Origin of the sequence: Mesorhizobium sp. M7D.F.Ca.US.004.01.2.1, assembly GCF_003997785.1 — a bacterium.
Lineage (GTDB): Bacteria > Pseudomonadota > Alphaproteobacteria > Rhizobiales > Rhizobiaceae > Mesorhizobium > Mesorhizobium loti.
In genome coordinates this window covers 16845-40050 of the sequence record NZ_RZRQ01000015.1, presented here as the reverse complement: position 1 = coordinate 40050, position 23206 = coordinate 16845, and the positions used below count along the sequence as shown (strand labels likewise).

Here is a 23206-nt window from a genome sequence, read left to right as displayed (position 1 = left end):
GTATTGTATGAAAGCCGCTAGAAAACGAGACTGTTGTATTGATCAATTCAATCCGCTGACCAACGCCAGCGCTCGTTTGAAGGGCGTCACTGGAATTGCCGCCTGCAATTCGAAGCGAACAGTTGATGAATTTTTGTGTAATGGCAGAACTACTCGCCAAAGTGATTGAAGCGCTGCCCGACGTAAAGATGATCCCATAATAGACGGTTGATCCGTTGAAGAAGATCGCGTTTGAAAAGCCGGTCGTGTTGACTTGCGCCGTCGTGCGAAGGTCGGCCACTACAGGCGGGACTGAACCGGTGTGATCAACGCAAATAGCAAACGTCGGATTTGCCAATGTTCCCTTTGAGTTTGGCGCAACATTTGACGCCGTTGATTCCGCATGATCTTCCGACACATAATAGGTGTCACCGGCAGCGCCGGCAGCAAATGCCGACGTGATCGTCGTATAGGCGTTGGCCCAGCTTGTGCCGTTGGCGGAACCAGCGGCTGCGGAGCGCACATAGCGTATGGTCATGATCAGGCCTCGTTGATGAAAATGCCGGGCAACATCGATTGCCGAGGGCCGGAGCTGTTGACATAGACCGAGGGCGTCACCTGGGCTTGCTTAAGCGCTGGCGGCGGCGTTGGTGGCGTTGAAAATACAAACGGATTGATGAGCATCATATGCGTGGTCCCTCCTTGGAGCGGGTCTAAGTCTCATTGATGAAACCGCCAGGCGTCATGGACTGACGCGGGCCGTTGCTGTTGATGAATGTTCCGGCTGGAAGCATCGCCTGTTTGGAAGCCGGCGGCGGTGGAGTGGTGGAGACGGTTGGCGAAAACGTAGGCATGGGGAACGTCATGCTGCTGCCCTCATCTTGTTGACGTGTTGCGGTCGGAAGTGCCGGTGCATGGTTCGGGACGGACATCGGCCGGCGTCATACGCGCGCGGGCGGCGGCGAGCAGCTGGCTGGCGGATATCGAGATCATCGGATGCCAGGCCCAAATGTCCGGGCGTGGCGGCTCTCCTCGCCTGCCAAGCAGTGGATGATGCCGCAGGCCTGTGCCGTTTCGATTCGAAGCGGGTTTTCGTTCTTCAGCTCGCGCTCGAACCACTCGCGGCCGAAGAAGCCGCGCTTCGCATAGATATCGACGATCTCCTTGTCGGACCGCTCGATGTACTGCGCCAATTTCGTGTATTTCTCGGCGGTCCAGCGTTGCCGTTCAGACTCAGGCGGACCCTTGATCTCGACGCCGTGCAGCAAGATCTGGGACTTGGCATAAGCCATCCGGAGATCGCCACCCATCAGGATCAACGACGCCGCCGACGAGCATTGGGAGCCGGCAGTCGTTGTCACGAACCCGCGCGCTGCGCGCAGCGCGCGATAGATTTTCATCGCTTCATCGAGGGCGCCGCCGGCGCTGTCGATGGTAATCTCGACAAATTGTGCGTCGGAATGAGCCTTGAGCGCGGCTTCGATCGGGGCGGCAAAGATTCCCTTGCCTGTTTTCGGATCCCGGTCGCCGATTGGCCCCTCGAGGTCAAGCCGCAGCTCGTCGCCGCGCCTGATCGCGACCGGAGCGGCCGCAACGAGCTTGGCCATCATGCGCCGCGCCGCGGCAAGCCTCGGACGGTTCTTGGTCATCGCACCGCCCGGAAGCTGAGCTTTGCACTGCCATCCGGCAACGACTCGATCTGGACACTGACGTCACGATAACCGGCCGCGACGGCGTTGCGCGCCGCCTCAGAGATGCCGGCGATGGTCGGCGCGAGAGCCGGAGCGGCGCCGACTTTCCGCATGATTTCGAGCGCGGCCTCGCGACGCGGCCGATCCTCAAGCGCCGGCAACGTCATCTTGGCTTTCCCATAAGAAGTTCGAACCGGATCTGCGCCAATTTTGCGGTGACGATGGACTCGGCATGCCGCGCACCCACCAGGATAGGAGCTAATGGGTGCGCGGTAGTCGAGCCGTTCGCCGGGTCATCAAATTTTACCGACTCGCACTCGGGGCGTTGACGATCTTGGCCGGAAGCACAAACACCCGACGCGCGCCGGAGACCGTCGATCTGCTGTTGGACGCGCCCATTGGTCGCCCGCAATGATCCGCGCGTGGGGGATTTCATGAAACACCTCCGCCCGGACCGCGTAGGATCCGGCGAAGGTGATAAATCGCGTCGTGCATCGCCGGCGTGCGCCCAATTGCGCCGTGCAGTTCGATTCCGTCGGCCAGGGCCTCGACATTCGCGGATGAACCGACGCCTACGAGTTCCTCGAGCTCATCCAAGCGCTGGTTGATCGCGGCGACAAATTCCGCGATCGTGCCGCCCTGCTGCTCGCGCACCCTTTGCGAATGCTCTCGCCGGCGCCGGTCCTGCTCGGAGCGCGCTGCCGCCAGCGGCTTGGAAAACGCATCTAGTTCGGCCTGAAGAGTAGCCATCTGGCGCTGATCGACAGTCGCATGCGGCTCTCTGGCCTTGATTGCCATGGCGGCAATTCGATCGGTGACCGCCTGGCGGTCCGCACGCAGGCGCACATAGTTCTGTTCCGCCAGCCGCAGCAGGTTGCTTTTCGCGGGAAGCGCCAACCGGTCGCGAAACCGCTCGATCGGGGTCACGTCGCTCATCGGCTTCACCAACTTCAGCATCCTTAAGTCCTCATTTCGAGGCCTGCTTTACCTCTCTTTCGGACGCCGGTTCGTCACCGCGTGACGGAAAATTTCGCTGACAAGCCGCTCGATCGCCGCCGCTACCTTCGCCGGATCGTCACCCGATGCCTCGGCGAGCCGGCCTGTCTCGATTAGCCACTCGCGCAGACGCAATGGAACCTCGACCTTGCAGGCGAGTGCGCGGGAACGCTGCCGCTCGCGGTAGGCCTTCGAGTGCGCAGCGCTCGCCATCATCACCGGTGGCGAGAACCAGGCGCCGGCGGCCGCGGGGATTTCAGCGGGATCGAGCGGGGTCGGAGTGACACGGCGGCGGGCGGTCATTCGTCGACCTCGAACTGGATGCCGTGGGCGAGCTTCCGTGCCGTTGCTGTGGTCGACGATATCTCACGGCCGATAGCCATGACCTGGGAGACGTTGTCCTTTTTTCGAGCCTCTACCCGGAACAGACGACGCAACGTGTCGGCGCGCGTTCGCACGTCGACGAAGTCCGCGATTTCGTCAGCTTTCGCGCGGGAAATCTTGCCTGAATACTCGATTTGGATAGCGATCAGCTCGCCGTACAGGCGTTTTCCCGCCGCCGTCATCCAACTGGGTGGCGTCGTCAAAGCCGCGGGTTTCTGCGGTTTCCTGGCCTTCGGCCTGGCCTTTCGTTTGCTCATTTCCATCGGGAGAGTCCTGTTTTTCGGTGGTGCGGAAAAAAAATCCGAACGTGGGACACCAAGCGGTAGAAACCCTCTTGGCTGTAGGTCTTGACCCTCCCCCCTGCGGGGCCGCCTCTTGACCCTGCTCGCAAGGAGGCGCGATGTAGGGTGGGGCTTGGGGGACGACGATGAACTACCTCGATTTTTTCGCTTCGGTGATCGGCTCGATCACATCGCTCGCCTGGCCGGCGGCGGTGGTCACTGCGGTCTGGTTGTTTCGAGGCGAGATTAGACCGCTCTTGCCGCGGCTGCATTTGAAGCACAAGGACACCGAAATCTCGTTTCACCGGAGACTCGAGGACGCTGAGATCGTGGTCGAGAGGTTGCCGGCGCCACCACAGGAGCCTGCACCTGCAACACCTGAAGAGCTGTCGAGATTTGAGCAATTGGTGGCGATCTCGCCGAGAACCGCGTTGATGGAAATCCGTCGGGAGGCAGAAGAGGCGGTCGGCAGAGCAGGAACACGCGCGGGTTACAGGACTTTCGGCGGGGCGCGCGGCACGATGCGCATGCTTCGCAAGCACATGGTCATCGACGAAAGCACGTCGAAACTCCTGGACGACTTGTTTGCGATCGGGAATGCCGCGGCGCACGATCCTCATGCCGCCATTACAGCCGATGACGCGAGACGCTACCGAGTTCTCGCCGATCGTCTGATCGACACTTTGGACAATCCACCGCCTCGCGATCCGTCGGGCGATGGCGACTTCTGAGGCGTTAGAGTGGAACATAATCGTCTCCCTCTTCAGGACCGTCGTATTCGTCGGGGCCGTCGTCGCCTTGATTCCACGGCTCGTGATTGAAGCCATCGTCTGATCGTGGTGTGGTAGGGGACACGACCGTAGGTCGAGTGTCCCCTTCAACAGTCAATGTCGAGCGCGACAGAACGGCAGGCTGAAAGCCTGCCTTCTGACTCTGACTCTGGTATGGCATTGCTTTCGCATCGGAGCGTCGTTGTTTTCCTTCGGTTTTTCCCCATCGTTTATTCGCCGCAGTTTTCGCACTCGATGATCTCTCCGCGCGAAACTCATGTTCGGCCTGGACGTCATCACTCCAGAGACAGCCATCGCGTCGGGTAATTTTCTTCATCGAGACAAGCGTTTCGAGGGCGTTCGCGAAGGTCGACTTGGTCGCTCCGCATCGCCTGGCGAGCATGTCGTGGTCTTCCGGAATAGGCTCGCCGCGCTCGTGTAGGATGCACTCCAGAAGGTGCAGGATCCCGACATCCGACGGCTTCAATCCTCGCGTTGAGGCGAGAACTTCCGAAGGGAAGGTGCGAAACCACGGCGCCGGGCCAGACGTCATCTCGACTGCTCTTCCCGGCGCAGCCGATCGGCTTCCTTCTCAGCGAGGATTAACTCCGCCGAGGACAACCCAAAATAGTCTCTCAAAACGTTGATATAGACGCTCGCCGGCGGGCGCTGCGATGCCGGTGTCCTGACGAGCCAGGCCGCGCATCTCGCGACACGTTCATTGCTGGCAAAACTCACAGTGCCCGCGCTCACGATCAGCTAACCCGTCGGCCGCATTGCGAGCATTTGAAGCGTTTTCCCGCCAACAACTCGGCCGGCAACTCGATGCGGCCTCTATGGCCGCAGCGACATCGCAGCACGCGTGAAACCATCTCCGCCGCATTAGCTTCCTTTCGGGCGCCACCACGAGGCCGGCCGGCGCTTTCAGCGCCCTGGCGGGTGATGCGCTGGCGATCGGCGTCGCGGGACCAGTCGCGCTTCGTCACGTTGCCCTCGCAAGGCGTAAATTGTTCAGGCGACAGACCTCGCAGGCCTCAGCCACAGAGAGCCCGAACCGCTGCTGCATTTCAGGCACGGCGCTGCCGCGACCGGCGCGCGGTGTCTCGGCGAGCCACTTTGCCGCCTCGGCAAGCTTGACCGGGATCTCCGGTTCTGCGGCGCCTGTCATCGCTGCGGCCCCATGGCCCGCTCAGCAGCCTCGATGAGCACGTTGCCGGCGCGCAAGAGCGACAGGGCGAGCGTTAGCCGGCCGTAGCGGGTCCGGAGGAGCGCTGCAGCCAGGAAGAGGACGGCGCCGGCGGCGATCGTCATGCCGCCACCTCGTTGCGCGCCGCGGCCGCCTTTTCAATCACGGCGGCGAGCTCACTGGCACGCCAGCGGTTGGTGCTCGCGCTGATCTTCAGCGGCTTCGGGTAGCGGCCGGCGTTAATGCCGCGCCAGAGGGTCGAGCGATGGATCGGAGTGCTGCTGCCACCGATCAAGCGGCATGCCGCTGCCTCGTCGACCAGTTCGTCCTGTTGGTGAGTTGCGTTCATGGTGTCGCTCCTTGATTTGGCGACACTCAATTAAGCTCAGTGAGTGCGGTCTGTCACAATGGCGGAAATGACCTGCTCTTCGGTGGCCATTTCACCATGCTCACCACTGGCTTTTTGATAAGTTCGGATCGCCGAGGCCGCTGCGTCTGCGGTCGGTGGAGGCGCCAAGATTGGTGAGCACGAGGCCAGCAAGAATCTCACCAAGGGACCGCTTGGGGTCTGCTCGTCGGTTTCATCGTCAACCTTCGATGAACGACTGACACGCCGCCCGGAATTCTCCCAAAACTCAATGAGGCGCGCCGACAGCGCAGATGGGATCTGAGGACGTCTTCCTTTCCGTGGTGGATGAAGGTCTGAGACCTGTTCCACGAAATTTAGCAGTGAGACCAGATGACCGACCAAGGTGGCTGGCTTGCCTTCGGAGAAGTGCTCGTCGATATCAAAATCATTCTCGGGCTCGAGCTCGTCAAGCAGCTGCTCCGCCAAGTCCGCGATCTTTGCATTGCGAGCGAGTTCGGCTCGCACATCGTCTTCAGTGTAGGCCTTCCACTCGCCCACTACGCGTTCGACGTATCTGCAGTCATGGTGATCCTCGTCGACGTCAAGTGTATCAGCTATCGCGGCGAGCTGATCGAAAGTGTATTTGAACGGCTTTTCGGAGGTCACGCCGCGCTCCTCGCGCCGATCGACACGACGCTGGTGCCGCCGGCCACGAGGCCGGTCAGCCGATCGGCCCACAGGTCCAGTGCGTGCCGCTTCTCCTTATCGTATGAATAGCGAGCGTAGACCTTCGAGGTGATGCTGGCCCTGGTAGCGCTGACGTGGTTCAGGACGTGGCCGACGATGAAGGGCGAAATCCCGAGCTCCTCCATGCCAGTCGCGGCCGATCGGCGAAGGTCATGAGGTGTCCAAGGCGCGATTCCCATGATCGTGGTGAGGCCGCGCTTGGTGACCTCCTCGCGCTTGATAGCCTTCGGGATCGATGAGCCGGTGACAGGAGCTCGCGCGCCGGGCCCAGGGAACACGAATACCGGTACCTCCCGGCCCTTGCGTTCAGCCAGCGCCTTCACGTCGGCCAGTTGCTCGCGGATAGTCGCGACGGCCATCGCCGACAGGGGGACGACATGCTCGCGTTTGTTTTTGGAGCGCTCAGGCGGGATGGTCCAGACGGCGGTATCGAGCTCGAGTTCATCGACCATCATCCCGGCAACCTCGCCAACCCGCTGCGCAGTGATCAGGCATAGCCGGATGATCCTCCGGGTGCTTTCGCGCATATCTGCTTCCGGCAACGCCGCCCACATCGTCTTGATCTCGTCGGCGGGGAGGACGCGATCGCGTTCGGCCGTCTCGGTTGGTTTCGACATCCCTTCAGCGAGGTTTTCATCGAGATCCCCGCGGCCCCTCGCCCAGCGCACCATGGCGCGGAGGTCCTCGAAAACTCGATTTGCTTCAACATGGGCGCCGCGGTCCTTGACGGCGTCGATGCACTTGGTGAGATCGCGCCGATGCAGCTCCGCCAGCTTGACGTCGCCGATCACGTCCTTGACGTTCTTGCGGAGCCGGCGCGCTATCTCGTCGGCCGAGCGCTTCGTGGAAGCTCGACGGGCGACATAGTTCTCAACCAGGTCGGCGACAGTCTGCGAAGCCGCGAGCGCCTTCTTGTCGGCGACGGGGTCGCCGCCGTCGCCAACCCTCGCGCGCGTGTCCTTCGCGCGCTGGCGGGCTCCCTTTTCGGTGCCGAGCGGTATTTCCGGATAGGTGCCGAGCTTGAGCCATTGCCGCTTCGCCGGCGGGCCATACACCGCATACCATGTCTTTTGCCCGCCCGATGAAGCGCGGAGCACCAGACCCTTCACTATGGTATCAAAATAGTCGGTCTTCCGGCCGGAGAGACACTTGGCGGCCTGGATGAATTTGTCCGTCAGTTCGACGGTCGGCATAGCGTCCCCCGAGAAACCGGTTCGCGTGATCTACACAATGATCTACACAAACCGGCGCGCTTTGTCACTACGTATTGCGACAAGGTGCGGCATGGTGTAACAAGCAGATGCCTTGCGGTGCAAGGGGTTGAGAGTTTCGGTGTGTCGCAGGCTGATGCGTGGGAGTGCTATAGGAAACCTCTGTTAACCGGTTGGTCGCTGGTTCGAATCCGGCCCGGGGAGCCAAATTTTTCAAAGCTATGAGACCTTCAGTCGATCACCCAAAAGGGCTGATTTACCGCATGCCTACGGAATCGGAAGTCCTTAGGTTGCCTCAAAAGGCCGGACCCGCCGCCTTTCGCGGGTGAATCGTTTCCGCTGATCCAGCGCACTCGTCTATGACATCACGACACCGGGGCTACGGCGTTGTCGCGTAGCAGGCATGTAGCCTGGCCTTCGGCTTCGGCGATCTCGTTAGGATTTCTTGTCGCCATTTGGATTGGGTACCGGTGCCTCTCGCACGTCTCGCGGTGGCGGATCGACGTGTTCAAGCTCTGGCGGTGCTTCTTTGTCGCGACGCCGGGGATCTGCCTTCTTCGGTTCGGCCTTCGGTGGCGGTTCCTTGATCTTGTTTGGCATAATCCATTTAACCGGAATCCGCGTCTCTTGTTCCCGCTAGGGCGCCGAAAACTGAAAGCTGGAGGAACCGGGACCGTTGAAGAGCGTTCTCTGGCATGCTCAAAAAGATCGCCCTTGCTGCTGTGCTGTTCCAGGTCGCCGCCTTATCGGCTCTGCTGACTCAGACGGTTCTCTTCGCGTCATCCACCGCTACGCAGGCCGCGAACGTGCAGCCGGAGACATCCGTCGCGGTCACGGAGAAAGAATGCGCCAAGGCGACGTGGCCAGATATTCCCGATCATTGCCTTAAGCGGATCGAGGCGAGGAAGCTCATCACGATGACCTTAATGACGGCCGGGCAACAGCCCGCCGTTGCAGGCGTGGATTGATCTTCCAAGGCTTAGGCCGCTCAACCGGCCCCCCAGTCGACGCCGGCCGTCTCTCCCCGCATCATCAATCCACCCAATTTAAGTCAGGGCGCTGTGCTTGAAAGCGCAATGATTCCTGCTACTTGCGGCGTGGGGGTAGTGCGTTTTGGTTGGGCAAGAATTGGCGATGACTTCAGATATGGAATGCCTGCGCTGTCATGGCAGCGGCAGGGTCTTCGACTGCTCCAAATGGTCGGCGTCAAACGGGCATTGCTGCCCGCAAGGGACGCATCGGACCGGTTGCCCCGGAAAGACGATCGCCTGCTCGGGATGCGCAGGCCTGGGGACGTTGGCGGAGCCGCCGCTGAGAGCCGTCGCATAGCTCATGATCGGGTCGCATGCCGCTGATGACGAGCGCGGCCCGAAGCGCCCGAAACGGCTTATCTTACTCCACTGATGGTTCTTCAGGTGGTGGCGTCAAAACTGTGATGTCCATCCTGGCGATCTTGGATGCCGCGCGACCTTGCGCACCAGCATCCACGTCGCCGGTTGCGGCAACCATAATTTTGGCGAGATGTCCCACGGCGTCTGCGCTGCGGCCTCGTGAAAATCCATCGCTCGTTTCCGGCTTTCCCACTGCCGTTTGTTTTTCCGGTACTTGCCGATGCTGATTTGCGATTGCGGAAACCATTGAAACCTCCTGTGGTAACGACTCGAACCTTATATTAGCATTGGCTGTTGCGAGGCTGACCTGGCTAGGCCGCCGCCAGCAGCCGCATTCATCGCCGACTCGCTCTTGGCCGCTAGCCCAACTCTGCCGCACCGCACGAGGTCCATTGAACCGCGCGCTCAACGCTACCTTGCTAGCAGATGACTACCGCGCGATGCTGACACCACGGTTGGAGCGAATCATGCGAAAAATTCTGGTGTCGGTGCTACTGCTCACAGCGGCCTTTTCCGTAAACCCGGCTTGGGCGCTGGACAGCAGCGGCACGCCTGTCGTGGTGACGCCACTGGCATCACGCACGACGACGGCGTCCGGCCAGCCGATCACGCTGCCGCAGAAGAACGTGCAGGTGCTGGCGTCGACCTACGACATCGCGCCGGGCGCGACCTTGCCTGTTCACAGACACCCCTTCCCGCGCTACGCCTATGTCCAGGCCGGCACGCTGAAGGTCACCAATGTCGAGAGCGGCAACAGCAACACTTACAAGACTGGCGATTTCATCGTTGAAATGATCGGCCAGTGGCATCAGGCCACCAATATCGGCGATGGTCCGGTGAAGCTGCTGGTGATCGATCAGGTCGAGGAAGGCGCCAAGAACACGGAACTGCGCCAGTAGCTTTGGCCGCCCAGGATACGTTCGACATGTCGACAAATGTGCCCAGGAATGTTGGTAAGGCTTCTGACCACCCGTCTGAACATGGTGGCGCAAATATCCCTGGTGTGCCTTGCTCAGTCGACAATTTCAGAAGCCGAATTGCTCCTTGCGCAACGCATCTTCGTACTCTTTCTTCAATTCCAGAACCTTGCCGCGCACCTCATCTTCCTTGAAGTGCGCCGCTTCCCATTTGTCGATCTCGGCTATTGAACGATTGACAGACGCGAGTTCCTCTTCCAGCTTGATCGCCGCTATCCATTCCTCCACCGCAGCCTTGTAGGCGCCCTGGAGTTGGTTGAGATCTGACGTATCGATTGGCATGGCACACTCCATCGTTGATGCCACTTTGTAGGTCAGCGCGATGAACAAACTAAGACAGCCGTTAGCGTCATCATTTCGGCTGCCTGGTATCGCGCCACGTGTCACCGCACCGTCGCGCACGACCACTTGGCCAAGCACTTAACCCCAGGCGCCGACCATCTGCCGTGTCGTGGCGTTCAGCCGGTTGAAGGCGTTGATGAGCGCGATCTGGATGACGAGGGCAGCTAGCGCCTTTTCATCATAGTGCCGGGCGGCCTCGTCCCAGACATCGTCCGGCACCGCGTCCGGCCGGTCGGCGAGCCGTGTGCCGGCCTCAGCCAGCGCCAGCGCCGCGCGTTCCGCATCGGTGAAGTAAGGCGTCTCCCGCCATGCCGCTAGCGCAAAGATGCGTTCGTCCTTTTCGCCGGCCTTCTTCAGTTCGCGCGCATGCATGTCGACGCATACAGCGCAGTTGTTGATCTGGCTGGCGCGCAGATGGATGAGCTTGCGTGTGACATAGGGTACGTCGACCGCCTCGGTCGACTTGTCCAGCGCCAGCAGCGCCTGCACGGATCCGGGAATGAGTACCACCGGATTTTTGATCCTTGCTTGCATGGTCTTTCTCCTTTGAAGTGTTTCGTCAGGGCATGTCTTACCGGCCCGGATGCCGGCCGCGCCGCCATGTTGCCGACGACAAACCCATAACCATTTGGCTATTGATTAATCCATAACTCCATGGTTATGAGAGTGTCAAGCGGGGAAATGCCGCCTGGCCCAAATGGCGGCGCGCTGTTCGTGCTTTCGCGCCAACCGGCCCGATGCTAGGGCTGTCGGCGACATCATGGATTGGATCGCCCCTTGACCAGAGAGAATCGCCTGCCGCTGATCGAAATCTGTGTCGAAGGCATTGACGGCCTGCTGGCAGCAGAAGCTGCCGGCGCCGATCGCGTCGAATTGTGTGCCAGCCTCGTTGAAGGCGGCATCACGCCGAGCCTTGGCACGGTGCGCGCCGCCCTCGACCAGGCAAGCGTGCCGTTTCATGTCATGGTGCGGCCGCGCGGCGGCGATTTTCTCTACAGCGAAACCGAGTACGCCTCGATGCTGGCCGATGTCTCGGCACTACGCGAGCTCGGCGTGCCCGGCGTGGTGTTCGGCTGCCTGAACGCCGACGGCACTATTGACGAAGCGCGCATGAGCGAACTGACGCAGGCCGCCGGCCCCTTGCACGTCACCTGCCATCGCGCCTTCGACATGACGCGCGACCCGGCCGAGGCGTTGGAAGCGTTGATCCGCAGCAAGGTCGGCCGCGTGCTGACCAGCGGCCAGCGTGACACGGCAGTAGAAGGCGCTTCACTCCTGGCGGATCTGGTGCGGCAGGCCGGCGACCGCATCGTCATCCTCGGCTGCGGTGGGCTGGACTTGCACAACATCGCCGACGTGCGCAGCAAAACCGGCCTGTCCGAAATGCATTTCGCAGCCCTCAAGGATGTGCCAAGCGCTATGAACTACCGAAATCCCCATGTCGGCATGGGTGGCTCCGACCTCGACCGCGAGTATCGCAACACGCTGACTGACACCGACCTCGTGGCGGCCACCATCAAGGCAGCCAAGGCATGAGCGCAGCCCCTGCCCCGATCAGCCGTGTACTGGCCGAAGACGAAGCGGCGATCCTGACGCTCAACAATGAGCACGCCGCCGAACTGTCGTGGCTGGAGCCAGAGCGGCTGTCTTTCCTGCTCGGCGAAGCGTTCTATGCACGCCGCATCGGTGATCTCGAAGCCTTCATCATGACCTTCGACCAGGACGCCCGTTACGACAGCCCGAATTTCTTGTGGTTCCGCGAGCGCTACGAGCGCTTCGTCTATGTCGACCGTGTCGTCGTTGCGGCTAGCGCGCGTGGCCGCGGCCATGCCCGCCGGCTCTACCAGGATCTGTTCGGCCATGTCGCGCGCGCCGGTCACACGCTGGTCACCTGCGAGGTCAACACCGACCCGCCCAATCCCGCCTCGGATGCCTTCCACGCCGCACTCGGCTTCACTGAGGCCGGTGACGCGGTGATCCACGGCGGCAAGAAAGCGGTGCGCTATTACGTCAGGCAGATCACCGCCTGATCCGCTGCGCTGGCCACACAAAGAAGCTGAAGCTCCTGATCCGCTGCGCTGGCCACACAAAGAAGCTGAAGCTAATGTAGGTGTTTCCACCAACCGGAGGAAATGCAGTGCCGAGCAATGTCTTCCGCTTCGACGAAAGCTGGCACATCCCCGAGGGCACGCCGCAGGAAGTGTGGGAGGTGCTCTCGGATGCCGAGTTGCTGCCGCTCTGGTGGGGCGACGTCTACAAGGAAGTGGTGCCGCTCGACAGCAAGGGCAAGGCGACCATCGGTTCGCGCGCAAGAGCCAGGGCTCGCGGCGCCCTGCCCTATGAGCTGAATTTCATCATCGAAGCGGCGGAGCTCATACCCGGCCGCCTGGTGGTGGTGAAAACCCACGGCGATTTCGACGGGCTGTGGCGGGCGGAATTGTCGCCATCGGGCACCGGCACCCATGTGCAATTGACCTGGCAGGTCACGGTGCTGAGGCCGATCCTCAAATTCCTCGCCCCGCTGCTGCGGCCGGCCTTCGCCTGGAACCATCGCTGGACAACACCGCGCGGCGAAGCCGGTCTCCGCCGATATCTCGAGGCACGAAAGGCAGCGCCTCGATGAGGCCGGCGGCATTCACCAGTTGCGGTTAAGCCATTCGCGTGCCGGTCGTTCGATCAGGTAGTAGCTGCAGAGCGCGCAGGCAAAGACGCCGGCCAGCATCGGGATCGGCGCGCTGCCTTGCTCATAGACGAATTTGTAGAACGGCTGCTGCCACAGATAGAGCGAGTACGACCACAGTCCCAGCGTTGCCATCGGCCAGGAGGACAGCAGTCCGGAAAAATAGCGCGGGCTGAAATCGAGCACATTGACGGCCAGAGCCAGCAGCGGCACTGCGAAGAGATAGTGGATCGGCGTCGGCACCGGATCGAGGAACAGCAGAACGGCGCAGATCGATGCCGCCAGGGCCACATGCTTGCCTCTCAAGACCGCCGGCAGCCTGCCATCGGCCTTGAGCAGGCAGATCGAAGCCGACAGCAGGATCGACGCGATGTGCACGTCGGTGCGCCAATAGGTGGTTTCGTAGTCCATCCCGAAGACCCAGTACGAAACCGCGCCGTTGGCCATGGCCAGAAAGGCCAGCGCCAGGAGCAGCACGACGACGCGAGAGCGGCTTGAGACGATGACGCTGATCAGCGCCAGGATGATATAGGCGTGCTCCTCGATGCAGAGCGACCATATATGGTCGAGCGCCCCTGCCCGCGTCACGAGAATGCCGGCATAATTGTAGGTGAATGTCAGCGCCGTCAGCGCCGCCTTCCATTTGAAGGCGATGAATGTGCCGGAGAGCGCAACCATCGCGACGACCACGAAGACCAGAAGCGCCGGATAGATGCGGGAAAAGCGGCGCTTGAAGAATTTCTTCAGCGGGTAGCGTTCGATGAACAGGATCTCGCCCATCAGCCGGCCGCTGAGCACGAAGAAGAATTCGACGCCCAGCACGCCGAGATTGATCCCGGGAACGGGAAAGAAATGGCCGATCAGCACCAGGGCGATCGACAGGCCGCGCCAGCCGTCGAGATAGGCCAGTCTTGTTCTGGCTGGTCTGTCGACGGCGGACCGGGATGGAACGGCATGCGTCGCGGAGATGTCGGTCATGCCGATCCTTTCGCATTAGGCATGCGAAAGGGCACGGCGGTACACGCCGAACCCGGCTCGCATTCCCGCCCCAGTTCATATTGCAGTGCAATATCACTTTGTGCAAGTGCGAGATCGCGGCCGGAACAGTTCCGGGCGAAGTATCGGCCGGAATTGCTTCAAGCAGAGAATTGCTGCACGGCGGCGATTCCATCAGCAACAGGACCACCACACACGAAAAAGGGCTCCGAGGGCCCCTTTCCTTGTCTGCAACTCATCGTGTCAGAAACTGTTTCGAAATTCGCTCTGGCGAGTCATATGGTGGTGGTTTCGAGAACCGGAGCGCAGCGGACATTTGGGTCCGTGAGCACCGGAAGCGCAGAAAACGCCATCAGATGGCCGCCAGAGTAGAGTTTCCAAACAGTTTCTCAGGCGTTGGCGGCAGCCACCGCCCGCTTGGCCATCACCGCGATCAGATTGGCGCGATAGTCGGCCGAGGCATGGATGTCGGTCATCAGATTCTTCGCCGGCACTTTCACGCCGTCGAGTGCCGAGGCCGCGAAATTCTTGGCCAATGCGGCCTCGATCTCCTTCGAGCGGAAGACGCCGTCGTCGCCGGCGCCGGTGACGGCGACGCTGACGCCATCCTTGCCTTTGGCCACGAACACGCCAACGATGGCATAGCGCGATGCCGGGTTGCGGAATTTTTCGTAAGCCGCCTTGGCCGGCGCGGTGAAGGTGACGGCGGTGACGATCTCACCGTCCTTCAACGACGTCTCGAACAGGCCCTTGAAGAACTTGTCGGCCGCGATCTGGCGCTTGTTGGTGACGATGGTGGCGCCCAACGCCAGCAGCGCCGCCGGATAATCGGCCGCTGGATCGTTGTTGGCGATCGAGCCGCCGATCGTCCCCTTGTGGCGCACCGCCGGATCGCCGATCAGCGATGCGAGATGGGCAAGCGCCGGACAGGCCTTCTTCAGCTTCTCGTCATTGGCAACGGCGTGATGCGTGGTGGCAGCGCCGATGGTGACGGTCTTGCCCGACACCTTGACGCCCTGCAGCTCCTTGATCCGCGACAGGTCGACAAGGTCGGAAGGTGCGGCGAGCCGCGTCTTCATCGCCGGGATCAGCGTCATGCCGCCCGAAAGCAGCTTGGCGTCACCCGTCTTGATCAGCTTGGCGGCATCAGTGACCGAGGCGGCGCGGTGATAATTGACCGAATACATGCTCGTTCCTCCTCAGTGTTTCGCCGCGCGGATCGCTGCCCACACTGTGGACGGCGAAGCCGGCATGGCAAGATCGTTGCTGCCGATGGCGTCGGTGATGGCGTTGATCACCGCCGGTGGCGAACCGATGGCGCCGGCCTCGCCACAGCCCTTGATGCCGAGTGGATTACCCGGGCACGGCGTGTTCGAGGTCGAGACCTTGAACGAAGGCAGGTCACTGGCGCGCGGCATGGTGTAGTCCATGTAGCTCGCGGTCAGCAGTTGGCCGCTGTTGTCATAGTGGGCGCCCTCGAGCAGCGCCTGGCCGATGCCTTGCGCCAGCCCGCCATGCACCTGACCCTCGACGATCATCGGGTTGATGATGTTGCCGAAATCGTCGGCGGCGACGAACTGGATGATCTCGGTCATGCCGGTTTCCGGATCGACCTCGACCTCGCAGATGTAGCAGCCGGCCGGGAAGGTGAAATTCGACGGATCGTAGAACGCCGTCTCCTTCAATCCCGGCTCCATGCCTCCCGGCAGATTGTGGGCGGTGTAGGCGGCGAGCGCCATCTGGAACCACGGCACGTTCTTGTCGGTGCCGGCGACCTTCAGGGTGCCGTTCTCGATGATGATGTCGCCTTCGTCGGCCTCGAGCAGGTGTGCTGCGATCTTCTTGGCCTTGGCCTCGACCTTGTCGAGCGCCTTGACGATCGCCGACATGCCGACCGCACCCGAGCGCGAGCCATAGGTGCCCATGCCCATCTGCACCTTGTCGGTGTCGCCATGGACGATCGAGACGGAATCAAGCGGCACGCCGAAGCGCTCGTTGACCAGTTGCGCGAAGGTCGTCTCGTGGCCCTGGCCGTGGCTGTGCGAGCCGGTCAGCACCTCGATCGTGCCGACCGCATTGACGCGCACCTCGGCACTTTCCCAAAGGCCGACGCCGGCGCCTAGCGAACCAACCGCGGCAGATGGCGCGATGCCGCAGGCCTCGATGTAGCAGCTCATGCCGATGCCGCGCAGTAGGCCCTTCCTGGCGGCGGCGGCCTTGCGCTTGGCAAAGCCGGCATAGTCCGACGCCTTCATCGCCGCGTCGAGCGAAGCCGCATAGTCGCCAGCGTCATAGCACATGATGACCGGCGTCTGGTGCGGGAACGAGGTGACGAAGTTCTTGCGCCGCAACTCGGCCGGCGAGATGCCGAACTGGCGGGCCGCGGTCTCCATCATGCGTTCCATGACGAAGGTCGCTTCCGGCCGCCCTGCCCCGCGATAGGCATCGACGGGTGCTGTGTTGGTGTAGATTGCCTTCACATTGGCGTGGATGGCGGGGATGTTGTACTGGCCCGACAGCAGCGTCGCATAGAGGTAGGTCGGCGTTGCCGACGAGAACAGCGACATGTAGGCGCCGAGATTGGCTTGGGTCTCGACCTTCAGGCCAACAATCTTGTGGTCCTCGTCGAAGGCCATTTCGGCATGGGTGTGATGGTCGCGGCCATGTGCGTCGGTGAGGAAGCTTTCGGTGCGGTCGGCCACCCATTTGACCGGCACGCCGGTTTTCTTCGACGCCCACAGGCAGACGATCTCTTCGGGATAGATGTAGATCTTCGAGCCGAAGCCGCCGCCGACATCGGGCGCAATCACGCGCAGCTTGTTTTCCGGCGCGACGTTGTAGAAGGCGCTCATCACCAGCCGCGCCACATGCGGGTTCTGCGAGGTCGTCCAGCAGGTGTAGTGATCCTCCGCCTTGTCGTAGTGGCCAAGTGCGGCGCGCGGCTCCATGGCGTTGGGCACCAGCCGGTTGTTGATGATGTCCATCGTGACAACATGGGCTGCCTTCTTGAAGGCGGCCGCCGTATCGTCGGCATTGCCGATGTCCCAGTCGAAGATCAGATTGTTGTCAGCCTCGGGGTGGATCTGCGGCGCGCCCTTGTCCATCGCCTTGGAGGCATCGACGACGGCCTTCAGCTCCTTGTAGGTGATCTCGACCGCCTCGGCGGCGTCACGCGCCTGCCCCTTGGTCTCGGCCACCACGACCACGACGGCATCGCCGACATAACGGACCCGGTCGAAAGCCAGTGGCGACCACGCCCCCATCTTCATCGGCGAGCCATCCTTGGAGTGGATCATCCAGCCGCAGATGAGGTTGCCGATGCCGTCGGCCTTGAGTTCCTTGCCGGTCAGCACGCCGATGACGCCGGGCATGCCTTGCGCCTTCTTGACGTCGATCTTCTTGATCTGCGCATGCGCGTGCGGACTGCGCACGAAGGCGGCATGCTTCATGCCGGGAACCACCATGTCGTCGACATAACGGCCGGCGCCGGTGATGAATCGTTTGTCTTCCTTGCGCGCGACCCGAGCGCCAACACCTTCAATGCCCATCAGAAATTCCTCCCGAAATGCTGAAATAGCGAATAGTGAGTAGCGAATAGCGAGTGGTGGAGATCGAGAGCCGCGTTCAGTCAGTGGAATACTGGCTATTCGCTACTCACTTCATCTCACGCAGCCTGTTTCGCCTTGCCCTTCGCCACCTTGGACATCGTCTTCGATGCGGCGAGGATCGCCTTGACGATGTTGTGGTAGCCGGTGCAGCGGCAAATGTTGCCTTCGAGCTCGGCGCGCACCGTCGCCTCGTCGAGGCCTTCGGGGTGGCGACTGATCATGTCGGTCGCCGTCATGATCATGCCCGGCGTGCAGAAACCGCACTGCAGCCCGTGATGTTCCTTGAAGGCGGCCTGCGCCGGATGCAGGTCGGCGCCATTGGCCAGGCCCTCGATCGTCACCACGGTCGAGCCGGAGGCCTGTACCGCGAGCATCGAGCAGGATTTGACCGCCTTGCCGTCGACATGGACGACGCAGGCGCCGCATTGCGAGGTATCGCAGCCGACATGCGTTCCGGTAAGGCCGAGATTTTCCCGCAAGAAGTGAACCAGAAGCGTTCGGTCCTCGGCAGCACCGCTGACCCGTTTTCCGTTCACCATCAACGAAACGTCCGACATGAATCCTCCCTGGGTATCAACCTTGGTCATCACGCTGCCGATGCGGTGTTGGCGCTTCGGTCATGCGTTATTCGTACACTGCACAACGAACAAAAAACAGCACGTCGCAAACGCGGCACATTGTACTTTCGGTCATGGCCAATCCCAAACGTGCAATCCCGGTCGCCCCATTGCCAAACTACCGATTGGGGACAACAATGTTGGTCGACGCTCGCGCGCCCGACGCGCAAAAAAATGCGTCGGAGGAAGTGCGGAGAATATCGCTGGCCAGTTCACGGACGCGCTATGCATGCGGCCTGTCGGCGCTCACCACGGACGAGCCCGACATGGAGGCGTTCGCCAGGGCGATCGCGCTGGAGGCAGCCGCGATCGACGCCGGCTTTGCCCTGCTGTTCTTTTCCCAGAGCCTGGTCGAGGCCAGCGCCCTCTCCCAGGCGCTCATGACCCACGCGCCGGCACTCCACCACGCCGGCTGCTCGACCGCCGGCGAGATCACGCCGCAGGGTCTCGAGGACGGCCATGTGCTTGCCATGTTGCTGCCGTCCGCCGCGTTCACCGCCGTCAGCGTGATGGTCGACAATTTGTCGTCGTCGGGCATGGACAGGATCACCAGCGAGGTCGAGGCCTTGCGGCGGTCGCTGCGCATGCGCCTGGGTTGCGACCGCACCAAAGGCACCTTCGCGCTCTGCTTCATCGACGGGCTCTCCTATGCCGAGGAAGCGGTGAGTTCAGCCATCCACTGGGGCCTCGACGACATACCGCTGCTTGGCGGCTCCGCCGGCGATGACCTGAAGTTCGAGACGACGCGCCTGATCTCGAACGGCAAGGTCACCTCCGACAGCGCCATCATCGTGCTGATCGCCACGGAAATTCCCTTCCATGTCTTCAAGACCGACAATTTCGTTCCCACCGACGAAAAGCTGGTGGTGACGGCGTCCGATCCCGATCACCGCATCGTTCGCGAGTTCAACGCCACCAATGCGGCGGAGGAGTATGCCGCCTCGGTAGGCATCATCCCGCAGACGCTGACGCCGTTGAGCTTTGCTTCGCATCCGGTGGTGGTGAAGGTGGGCGGCGAATATTACTGCCGGTCGATCCAGAAGATGCATCCAGATGGCTCGCTGTCGTTCTTCTGCGCCATAGACGATGGCGTCGTGCTGTCGATCGCCCAGCCCAAGGACATGGTCGAAGCGACGCGCGTGGCACTGCGCGATGTCGAGGAGAGGCTTGGCGGCATCGACATGATCCTCGGCTTCGATTGCGTGCTGCGGCGGCTGGATGCGCGCAACCGTCAGGTGTTTCGCGACATTTCGGAACTCTACCGGGTCAACAATGTCATCGGCTTCGGCACCTATGGCGAACAGTACCGGTCGATGCATCTGAACCAGACTTTTACCGGCATCGCCTTTGGCGAGCGCCAGGCGGCGGAATAGGACGGCGCAACAAGATGCCGCTGAGGGACATAAACGATCTTGAAAAGCTGAAGAAGATCAACGCGGCACTGGTCAGCCGCGTTGAGCGCTCGATGGACCAGCAAGGCAACGCCTTCTCGCTGTTCCAGACCGCGATTTCACTGGAAAATCGGGTGCGCACACGCACCGAGGAACTGCATTCGACGCTGCGCCGGCTGGAGCAGTCGAACATCGACCTCAGCGCCGCCAAGGAAAACGCCGAACTGGCGAACCTGTCGAAAACCCGCTTCCTCGCCGCCGCCAGCCACGACGTGCTGCAGCCGCTGAACGCCGCCCACCTCTCGATTTCGGCGCTGGCCGAAGTGCAGACCAGCGACGAGGGCAGGAAGCTGGTGCGACAGGTCGAGCGCTCGCTGGAGACGATGGAGGACCTGCTGCGCACCCTGCTCGACATCTCCAAGCTCGACGCCGGCGTGGTGCAGCCCGACATAGGCGACGTCAGCCTGGAGGCGCTGTTCTCGTCGCTGCGCTCGGACTTCCTGCCGGTGGCGGAACTGAAGGGGCTGTCGCTGAAATTCCGGCCGGTCAATGCCGTGGTCCGCTCCGACCGCACGCTGCTGCGCCGCATCCTGCAGAACATCCTCTCCAATGCGCTGGGCTATACACGCTCGGGCGGCGTGCTGGTCGGCACCAGGCATCGAGGCGACACCATCCGCATCGACGTTGCCGACACCGGCTGCGGCATTCCCGACGACCAGCGCGAGGCGGTGTTCGAGGAATTCCATCGCGGCACCTCGACGGCCAATGCCGAACTGGACGGCGGCGGTCTCGGGCTCGGGCTCGCCATCGTGCGCCGCATGGCCAGCGCGCTCGGCCATCCCGTGACATTTTCATCGAAGGTCGGACGCGGCACGATCTTCCACATCGATGTTCCCGTCGGCATCGGCGCCCCGGCCGACGCCATCGCCAGCATCGCCGATATGGAACGGCCGCGCGGCTATGGCCTGTTCGGCACCAAGGTGCTGCTGGTCGAGAACGATGTCGAGGTCCTGCAGGCCATGACCTTCCTGCTCGGACGCTGGCAATGCCTGGTGCGCGCCGCGACCTCGACCGACGATGCCCTCGACATGCTTGGCGACACCGACTGGGTGCCCGACATCGTCATCGCCGACCAGCATCTCGACGGCGGCGATCTCGGCACCGCCACCATCGCGGAAGTCCGCGACTATCTCGGCCGCGCCGTGCCGGCGCTGATCGTCACCGCCGACAGTTCGGAAGCGGTCGCCAAGGCCGCGCGCGCCGGCGGCATCGAACTGATGCGCAAGCCGCTGAAGCCGGCGCAGCTAAGGGCGCTGCTGGCGCATCTGCTGGCTTAACTTGACACCCTCCCACAACCGGGAATGTCAGTTCAAAACCCGGCCTGATCCCGAAACAGCTCCGCATTGTCCAGCTTCGACACCTCGATCACCGCTTGCGTGCGGCTATAGACATTGAGCTTGCGCAGGATTTCCGAGACATGCGCCTTCACGGTGGTCTCCCCCACCTGCAGCTCATAGGCGATCTGCTTGTTGAGCAGGCCCTGGCGCAGCATCTGCAGCACGCGCAGCTGCTGCGGCGTCAGCGTCGACAGGCGCTGCACCATGTCGGCGCGGTCGACGCTTTCGGCGTCCGGCGTGCGGCCTTCATAGGTTTCCGGCACATAGATCGCGCCTTCCATCACCGAGCGTATGGCGGCGGCGAGGTCGCTCTTGCGCGCCGATTTCGGAATGAAGCCGGCAGCACCGTAGGACAGCGCCTCGGAAATGATCTTCGGCTCCTCATAGCCTGAAACGATGACCACCGGCAGGCGCGGATAGCGGGTCCTGAGCTGCAACAAGCCTTCAAAACCGTGCACGTCGGGCATGCTGAGGTCGAGCAGCGCAAGATCGAATGGCTTGGCGCCGGCCAGCAGATCGAGCGCCTCGGTGATCGAGCGCGCCTCCACCGTATCGACTTCCGGATAGGCCATCTGCACCGCGCTGTGCAGCGCCTCGCGAAACAACGGGTGGTCGTCGATGATCAGGAACCGGGCGCGATCGTGGATTGCGGTCATGGGGTTCATTTCAGTTCGTGGGCGATTAGAATAACCTCGCCACCATGGCCAGATTATAGCCAAATAGTATATCGCCATCTCCGGCGGAAAATGCCGCCGGCACTTTCTCGACCAAATCGCCTTGCCCGGGCGCCCAAATCGGTCGAATGTTCCGGCAACCTAGCAGAGACCCGCATGACAGACTTCGTCCTTCCCTCGCCCGCGATCGCATCGGTGGCCGTTGCGGGCTCGTCCCAGCGTTTCGCGGTGCGCCGCATCTTCTGCGTCGGCCGCAACTACGCGGCGCATGCCCGCGAATTCGGCAATGACGAGCGCGATCCGCCCTTCTTCTTCACCAAGCCGGCCGACGCGGTGGTCGATTCCGGCACGGCGATTCCCTACCCGCCGCTGACGGCCAATCTGCACCACGAGATCGAACTGGTCGCCGCGATCGGCAAGCCTGGTTTTCGCATTGCCCGCGACAAAGCGCTGGACCACGTCTGGGGCTACGGCGTCGGCATCGACCTCACCCGCCGCGATCTACAGGACGAGGCCAAGAAGGCCGCCCGGCCGTGGGACTGGTCGAAGGCCTTCGACCGCTCCGCGCCTTGCGGCCCGCTGATCCCGGCGGCGAAATCCAGCCATCCGCAGAAAGGCCGCATCTGGCTCGCCGTCAACGGCCAGGTCAGGCAAGACGCCGACCTCGCCGAGCTGATCTGGCCAATATCGGATATCGTGTCGATCTGCAGCGAGGCGGTGGAGCTGGAGCCCGGCGACCTGATCTTCACCGGCACGCCGGCCGGTGTCGGCGCGGTTCGTGCCGGCGACACGATGACCGGTGGCGTCGACGGCATCGGCACGATCGAGATAACCATCGGCCAACCGAAGTGAGCGCATGAGCGAACTCGTCCTGCACAACTACTATCGCTCCTCCACCTCCTATCGGGTGCGGATCGCGCTGGAGATGAAAGGGCTGAGTTACGATTACGTCCCGCATCATCTGCGCCATGGCGAGCATCTGGAAGCAGCCTATCTCGCGGTCAATCCGCAAGGGCTGGTGCCGGCGCTGATCCTCGGCGACGGCACGCTGCTGACGCAGTCGCTGGCGATCATCGAATTCCTCGACGAGACCAGCCCGGAACCACCGCTGCTGCCGAAGGATGCGGCCGGCCGAGCACGCGTGAGAATGCTGGCGCAGATGATCGCCTGCGACATCCACCCGGTGAACAATCTGCGCGTGCTGACCTCGCTGCGCACCCTGTTCGGCGCCGGCGACGAGGACGTCGTCAACTGGTTTCGCCACTGGGTGAACGAGGGTTTTCAGCCGCTTGAAAAGATCCTGGCTTCCTCGCACGAGACTGGACAATTCTGCCATGGCGACACGCCGGGGTTGGCTGACATCTGCCTTGCCGCGCAGATTGCCAGCAATGCCCGCTTCGGCGTCGACCTAACGCCCTACCCGACGATCGCGCGCATCAACGCCGCCTGCATGGCGCTGCCGACCTTCCAGAAAGCCGCACCCCAGAACCAGATCGATGCCGAATAGGCTTCATCGGCCCACACGTGGCGTCGGCGCCG

The 23206-nt window shown here is 62.1% G+C and carries 31 protein-coding genes; 10 read left to right on the top strand and 21 right to left on the bottom strand.

Translation table 11 applies throughout. The features are described from left to right. From EN993_RS05065 to EN993_RS05040, 7 genes are all read right to left on the bottom strand, one after another. Window positions 1-517: hypothetical protein (locus EN993_RS05065; protein WP_164757543.1), on the bottom strand; the 517-nt coding region annotated here is incomplete at its 3' end. A gap of 2 nt (window positions 518-519) precedes the next feature. Further along, window positions 520-666, bottom strand: a complete 147-nt coding sequence (locus EN993_RS36950) for a hypothetical protein (protein WP_164757542.1) — start codon at window positions 664-666, stop codon at window positions 520-522. Window positions 667-968: 302 nt separating this feature from the next. Then, window positions 969-1589: an ATP-dependent Clp protease proteolytic subunit gene (locus EN993_RS05060; protein WP_164757541.1), complete on the bottom strand. Its 621-nt coding sequence runs from the start codon at window positions 1587-1589 to the stop codon at window positions 969-971. 35 nt (window positions 1590-1624) lie between these two features. Further along, a complete protein-coding gene (locus tag EN993_RS05055) occupies window positions 1625-1837 on the bottom strand; it encodes a hypothetical protein (RefSeq protein WP_127262565.1) in 213 nt (70 codons plus the stop codon). 265 nt (window positions 1838-2102) lie between these two features. Further along, window positions 2103-2627: a hypothetical protein gene (locus tag EN993_RS05050; protein WP_127262564.1), complete on the bottom strand. Its 525-nt coding sequence runs from the start codon at window positions 2625-2627 to the stop codon at window positions 2103-2105. Window positions 2628-2654: 27 nt separating this feature from the next. After that, window positions 2655-2969, bottom strand: coding sequence for a hypothetical protein (locus EN993_RS05045; protein WP_127262563.1), 315 nt, complete (start codon window positions 2967-2969; stop codon window positions 2655-2657). After that, complete coding sequence (locus EN993_RS05040) at window positions 2966-3313, bottom strand: hypothetical protein (protein WP_127262562.1); 348 nt, start codon at window positions 3311-3313, stop codon at window positions 2966-2968. The genes EN993_RS05045 and EN993_RS05040 overlap by 4 nt, the downstream gene beginning before the upstream one ends. A gap of 164 nt (window positions 3314-3477) precedes the next feature. Between EN993_RS05040 and EN993_RS05035 the strand changes: the two genes are divergently transcribed. After that, complete coding sequence (locus EN993_RS05035; RefSeq protein ID WP_127262561.1) at window positions 3478-4062, top strand: DUF4145 domain-containing protein; 585 nt, start codon at window positions 3478-3480, stop codon at window positions 4060-4062. Window positions 4063-4066: 4 nt separating this feature from the next. Here EN993_RS05035 and EN993_RS05030 read toward each other — a convergent pair whose 3' ends face one another. The 6 genes from EN993_RS05030 to EN993_RS05010 form a co-directional block, all read right to left on the bottom strand. Beyond that, window positions 4067-4654, bottom strand: coding sequence for a DUF1376 domain-containing protein (locus EN993_RS05030; RefSeq protein WP_127262560.1), 588 nt, complete (start codon window positions 4652-4654; stop codon window positions 4067-4069). A 429-nt stretch (window positions 4655-5083) separates the two neighbouring features. Beyond that, a complete protein-coding gene (locus EN993_RS05025) occupies window positions 5084-5269 on the bottom strand; it encodes a hypothetical protein (protein WP_127262559.1) in 186 nt (61 codons plus the stop codon). Further along, complete coding sequence (locus tag EN993_RS36945) at window positions 5266-5412, bottom strand: hypothetical protein (RefSeq protein ID WP_164757540.1); 147 nt, start codon at window positions 5410-5412, stop codon at window positions 5266-5268. The genes EN993_RS05025 and EN993_RS36945 overlap by 4 nt, the downstream gene beginning before the upstream one ends. Beyond that, a complete protein-coding gene (locus EN993_RS05020) occupies window positions 5409-5636 on the bottom strand; it encodes an AlpA family phage regulatory protein (protein WP_127262558.1) in 228 nt (75 codons plus the stop codon). Before EN993_RS05020 ends, EN993_RS36945 begins: the two co-directional genes overlap by 4 nt. A 36-nt stretch (window positions 5637-5672) precedes the next feature. Beyond that, a complete protein-coding gene (locus EN993_RS05015) occupies window positions 5673-6302 on the bottom strand; it encodes a hypothetical protein (RefSeq protein WP_127262557.1) in 630 nt (209 codons plus the stop codon). After that, window positions 6299-7576, bottom strand: coding sequence for a site-specific integrase (locus tag EN993_RS05010; protein WP_127262556.1), 1278 nt, complete (start codon window positions 7574-7576; stop codon window positions 6299-6301). The genes EN993_RS05015 and EN993_RS05010 overlap by 4 nt, the downstream gene beginning before the upstream one ends. A 713-nt stretch (window positions 7577-8289) precedes the next feature. Between EN993_RS05010 and EN993_RS05005 the strand changes: the two genes are divergently transcribed. Further along, on the top strand, window positions 8290-8562 hold the full coding sequence (locus EN993_RS05005) for a hypothetical protein (protein WP_109668773.1): 273 nt from the start codon (window positions 8290-8292) through the stop codon (window positions 8560-8562). Between the two features lie 424 nt (window positions 8563-8986). On the opposite strand, the gene EN993_RS05000 is transcribed toward EN993_RS05005, so the two are convergent. Then, the gene (locus EN993_RS05000) at window positions 8987-9232 is read right to left on the bottom strand and encodes a hypothetical protein (protein WP_126068856.1); all 246 of its coding nucleotides are present in this window, start codon (window positions 9230-9232) and stop codon (window positions 8987-8989) included. A gap of 220 nt (window positions 9233-9452) precedes the next feature. Between EN993_RS05000 and EN993_RS04995 the strand changes: the two genes are divergently transcribed. After that, a complete protein-coding gene (locus EN993_RS04995; RefSeq protein ID WP_126068855.1) occupies window positions 9453-9884 on the top strand; it encodes a cupin domain-containing protein in 432 nt (143 codons plus the stop codon). Window positions 9885-10010: 126 nt separating this feature from the next. On the opposite strand, the gene EN993_RS04990 is transcribed toward EN993_RS04995, so the two are convergent. Beyond that, window positions 10011-10364, bottom strand: coding sequence for a hypothetical protein (locus EN993_RS04990; protein WP_245468645.1), 354 nt, complete (start codon window positions 10362-10364; stop codon window positions 10011-10013). Window positions 10365-10382: 18 nt separating this feature from the next. Beyond that, a complete protein-coding gene (locus tag EN993_RS04985) occupies window positions 10383-10838 on the bottom strand; it encodes a carboxymuconolactone decarboxylase family protein (RefSeq protein WP_127262555.1) in 456 nt (151 codons plus the stop codon). A 243-nt stretch (window positions 10839-11081) separates the two neighbouring features. On the opposite strand from EN993_RS04985, the gene EN993_RS04980 reads away from it, so the two are divergent. The 3 genes from EN993_RS04980 (at window position 11082) to EN993_RS04970 (ending at window position 12927) form a co-directional block, all read left to right on the top strand. Further along, window positions 11082-11840, top strand: coding sequence for a copper homeostasis protein CutC (locus EN993_RS04980; protein ID WP_245468643.1), 759 nt, complete (start codon window positions 11082-11084; stop codon window positions 11838-11840). Then, window positions 11837-12334 (top strand): GNAT family N-acetyltransferase, encoded by a 498-nt coding sequence (locus EN993_RS04975; protein WP_127262554.1) that lies wholly within the window; start codon window positions 11837-11839, stop codon window positions 12332-12334. The genes EN993_RS04980 and EN993_RS04975 overlap by 4 nt, the downstream gene beginning before the upstream one ends. A 107-nt stretch (window positions 12335-12441) precedes the next feature. Continuing rightward, window positions 12442-12927, top strand: coding sequence for an SRPBCC family protein (locus EN993_RS04970; RefSeq protein WP_127262553.1), 486 nt, complete (start codon window positions 12442-12444; stop codon window positions 12925-12927). Between the two features lie 12 nt (window positions 12928-12939). Here EN993_RS04970 and EN993_RS04965 read toward each other — a convergent pair whose 3' ends face one another. The 4 genes from EN993_RS04965 to EN993_RS04950 form a co-directional block, all read right to left on the bottom strand. After that, complete coding sequence (locus EN993_RS04965; RefSeq protein ID WP_126068850.1) at window positions 12940-13962, bottom strand: acyltransferase; 1023 nt, start codon at window positions 13960-13962, stop codon at window positions 12940-12942. Between the two features lie 407 nt (window positions 13963-14369). Further along, complete coding sequence (locus tag EN993_RS04960; RefSeq protein WP_127262552.1) at window positions 14370-15167, bottom strand: xanthine dehydrogenase family protein subunit M; 798 nt, start codon at window positions 15165-15167, stop codon at window positions 14370-14372. A 12-nt stretch (window positions 15168-15179) separates the two neighbouring features. Further along, on the bottom strand, window positions 15180-17528 hold the full coding sequence (locus tag EN993_RS04955) for a xanthine dehydrogenase family protein molybdopterin-binding subunit (protein ID WP_127262551.1): 2349 nt from the start codon (window positions 17526-17528) through the stop codon (window positions 15180-15182). A 116-nt stretch (window positions 17529-17644) separates the two neighbouring features. Beyond that, window positions 17645-18145 (bottom strand): (2Fe-2S)-binding protein, encoded by a 501-nt coding sequence (locus tag EN993_RS04950; RefSeq protein ID WP_127262550.1) that lies wholly within the window; start codon window positions 18143-18145, stop codon window positions 17645-17647. A 197-nt stretch (window positions 18146-18342) separates the two neighbouring features. Here EN993_RS04950 and EN993_RS04945 point away from each other — a divergent pair, with 197 nt between their 5' ends. After that, window positions 18343-19578: an FIST signal transduction protein gene (locus tag EN993_RS04945; RefSeq protein WP_127262549.1), complete on the top strand. Its 1236-nt coding sequence runs from the start codon at window positions 18343-18345 to the stop codon at window positions 19576-19578. A gap of 14 nt (window positions 19579-19592) precedes the next feature. Beyond that, window positions 19593-20933 carry a hybrid sensor histidine kinase/response regulator gene (locus EN993_RS04940; protein ID WP_127262548.1) on the top strand — a complete coding sequence of 447 codons (1341 nt, stop codon included), beginning with the start codon at window positions 19593-19595 and terminating at the stop codon, window positions 20931-20933. A gap of 32 nt (window positions 20934-20965) precedes the next feature. Here EN993_RS04940 and EN993_RS04935 read toward each other — a convergent pair whose 3' ends face one another. Then, window positions 20966-21649, bottom strand: coding sequence for a response regulator transcription factor (locus EN993_RS04935; protein ID WP_164548677.1), 684 nt, complete (start codon window positions 21647-21649; stop codon window positions 20966-20968). Window positions 21650-21823: 174 nt separating this feature from the next. Here EN993_RS04935 and EN993_RS04930 point away from each other — a divergent pair, with 174 nt between their 5' ends. Further along, a complete protein-coding gene (locus EN993_RS04930; protein WP_109668746.1) occupies window positions 21824-22519 on the top strand; it encodes a fumarylacetoacetate hydrolase family protein in 696 nt (231 codons plus the stop codon). Window positions 22520-22523: 4 nt separating this feature from the next. Further along, window positions 22524-23174 (top strand): maleylacetoacetate isomerase, encoded by a 651-nt coding sequence (gene maiA, locus EN993_RS04925; protein WP_109668743.1) that lies wholly within the window; start codon window positions 22524-22526, stop codon window positions 23172-23174. The last annotated feature ends 32 nt before the right edge of the window (window positions 23175-23206 follow it).

Coding starts and splice junctions, on each gene's coding strand:
- EN993_RS36950 (WP_164757542.1), bottom strand. CDS start 666: ATGATGCTCATCAATCCGTTTGTATTTTCAACGCCACCAACGCCGCCG.
- EN993_RS05060 (WP_164757541.1), bottom strand. CDS start 1,589: ATGATGGCCAAGCTCGTTGCGGCCGCTCCGGTCGCGATCAGGCGCGGC.
- EN993_RS05055 (WP_127262565.1), bottom strand. CDS start 1,837: ATGACGTTGCCGGCGCTTGAGGATCGGCCGCGTCGCGAGGCCGCGCTC.
- EN993_RS05050 (WP_127262564.1), bottom strand. CDS start 2,627: ATGCTGAAGTTGGTGAAGCCGATGAGCGACGTGACCCCGATCGAGCGG.
- EN993_RS05045 (WP_127262563.1), bottom strand. CDS start 2,969: ATGACCGCCCGCCGCCGTGTCACTCCGACCCCGCTCGATCCCGCTGAA.
- EN993_RS05040 (WP_127262562.1), bottom strand. CDS start 3,313: ATGGAAATGAGCAAACGAAAGGCCAGGCCGAAGGCCAGGAAACCGCAG.
- EN993_RS05035 (WP_127262561.1), top strand. CDS start 3,478: ATGAACTACCTCGATTTTTTCGCTTCGGTGATCGGCTCGATCACATCG.
- EN993_RS05030 (WP_127262560.1), bottom strand. CDS start 4,654: ATGACGTCTGGCCCGGCGCCGTGGTTTCGCACCTTCCCTTCGGAAGTT.
- EN993_RS05025 (WP_127262559.1), bottom strand. CDS start 5,269: ATGACAGGCGCCGCAGAACCGGAGATCCCGGTCAAGCTTGCCGAGGCG.
- EN993_RS36945 (WP_164757540.1), bottom strand. CDS start 5,412: ATGACGATCGCCGCCGGCGCCGTCCTCTTCCTGGCTGCAGCGCTCCTC.
- EN993_RS05020 (WP_127262558.1), bottom strand. CDS start 5,636: ATGAACGCAACTCACCAACAGGACGAACTGGTCGACGAGGCAGCGGCA.
- EN993_RS05010 (WP_127262556.1), bottom strand. CDS start 7,576: ATGCCGACCGTCGAACTGACGGACAAATTCATCCAGGCCGCCAAGTGT.
- EN993_RS05005 (WP_109668773.1), top strand. CDS start 8,290: ATGCTCAAAAAGATCGCCCTTGCTGCTGTGCTGTTCCAGGTCGCCGCC.
- EN993_RS05000 (WP_126068856.1), bottom strand. CDS start 9,232: ATGGTTTCCGCAATCGCAAATCAGCATCGGCAAGTACCGGAAAAACAA.
- EN993_RS04995 (WP_126068855.1), top strand. CDS start 9,453: ATGCGAAAAATTCTGGTGTCGGTGCTACTGCTCACAGCGGCCTTTTCC.
- EN993_RS04985 (WP_127262555.1), bottom strand. CDS start 10,838: ATGCAAGCAAGGATCAAAAATCCGGTGGTACTCATTCCCGGATCCGTG.
- EN993_RS04975 (WP_127262554.1), top strand. CDS start 11,837: ATGAGCGCAGCCCCTGCCCCGATCAGCCGTGTACTGGCCGAAGACGAA.
- EN993_RS04965 (WP_126068850.1), bottom strand. CDS start 13,962: ATGACCGACATCTCCGCGACGCATGCCGTTCCATCCCGGTCCGCCGTC.
- EN993_RS04960 (WP_127262552.1), bottom strand. CDS start 15,167: ATGTATTCGGTCAATTATCACCGCGCCGCCTCGGTCACTGATGCCGCC.
- EN993_RS04955 (WP_127262551.1), bottom strand. CDS start 17,528: ATGGGCATTGAAGGTGTTGGCGCTCGGGTCGCGCGCAAGGAAGACAAA.
- EN993_RS04950 (WP_127262550.1), bottom strand. CDS start 18,145: ATGTCGGACGTTTCGTTGATGGTGAACGGAAAACGGGTCAGCGGTGCT.
- EN993_RS04945 (WP_127262549.1), top strand. CDS start 18,343: ATGTTGGTCGACGCTCGCGCGCCCGACGCGCAAAAAAATGCGTCGGAG.
- EN993_RS04940 (WP_127262548.1), top strand. CDS start 19,593: ATGCCGCTGAGGGACATAAACGATCTTGAAAAGCTGAAGAAGATCAAC.
- EN993_RS04935 (WP_164548677.1), bottom strand. CDS start 21,649: ATGACCGCAATCCACGATCGCGCCCGGTTCCTGATCATCGACGACCAC.
- EN993_RS04930 (WP_109668746.1), top strand. CDS start 21,824: ATGACAGACTTCGTCCTTCCCTCGCCCGCGATCGCATCGGTGGCCGTT.
- maiA (WP_109668743.1), top strand. CDS start 22,524: ATGAGCGAACTCGTCCTGCACAACTACTATCGCTCCTCCACCTCCTAT.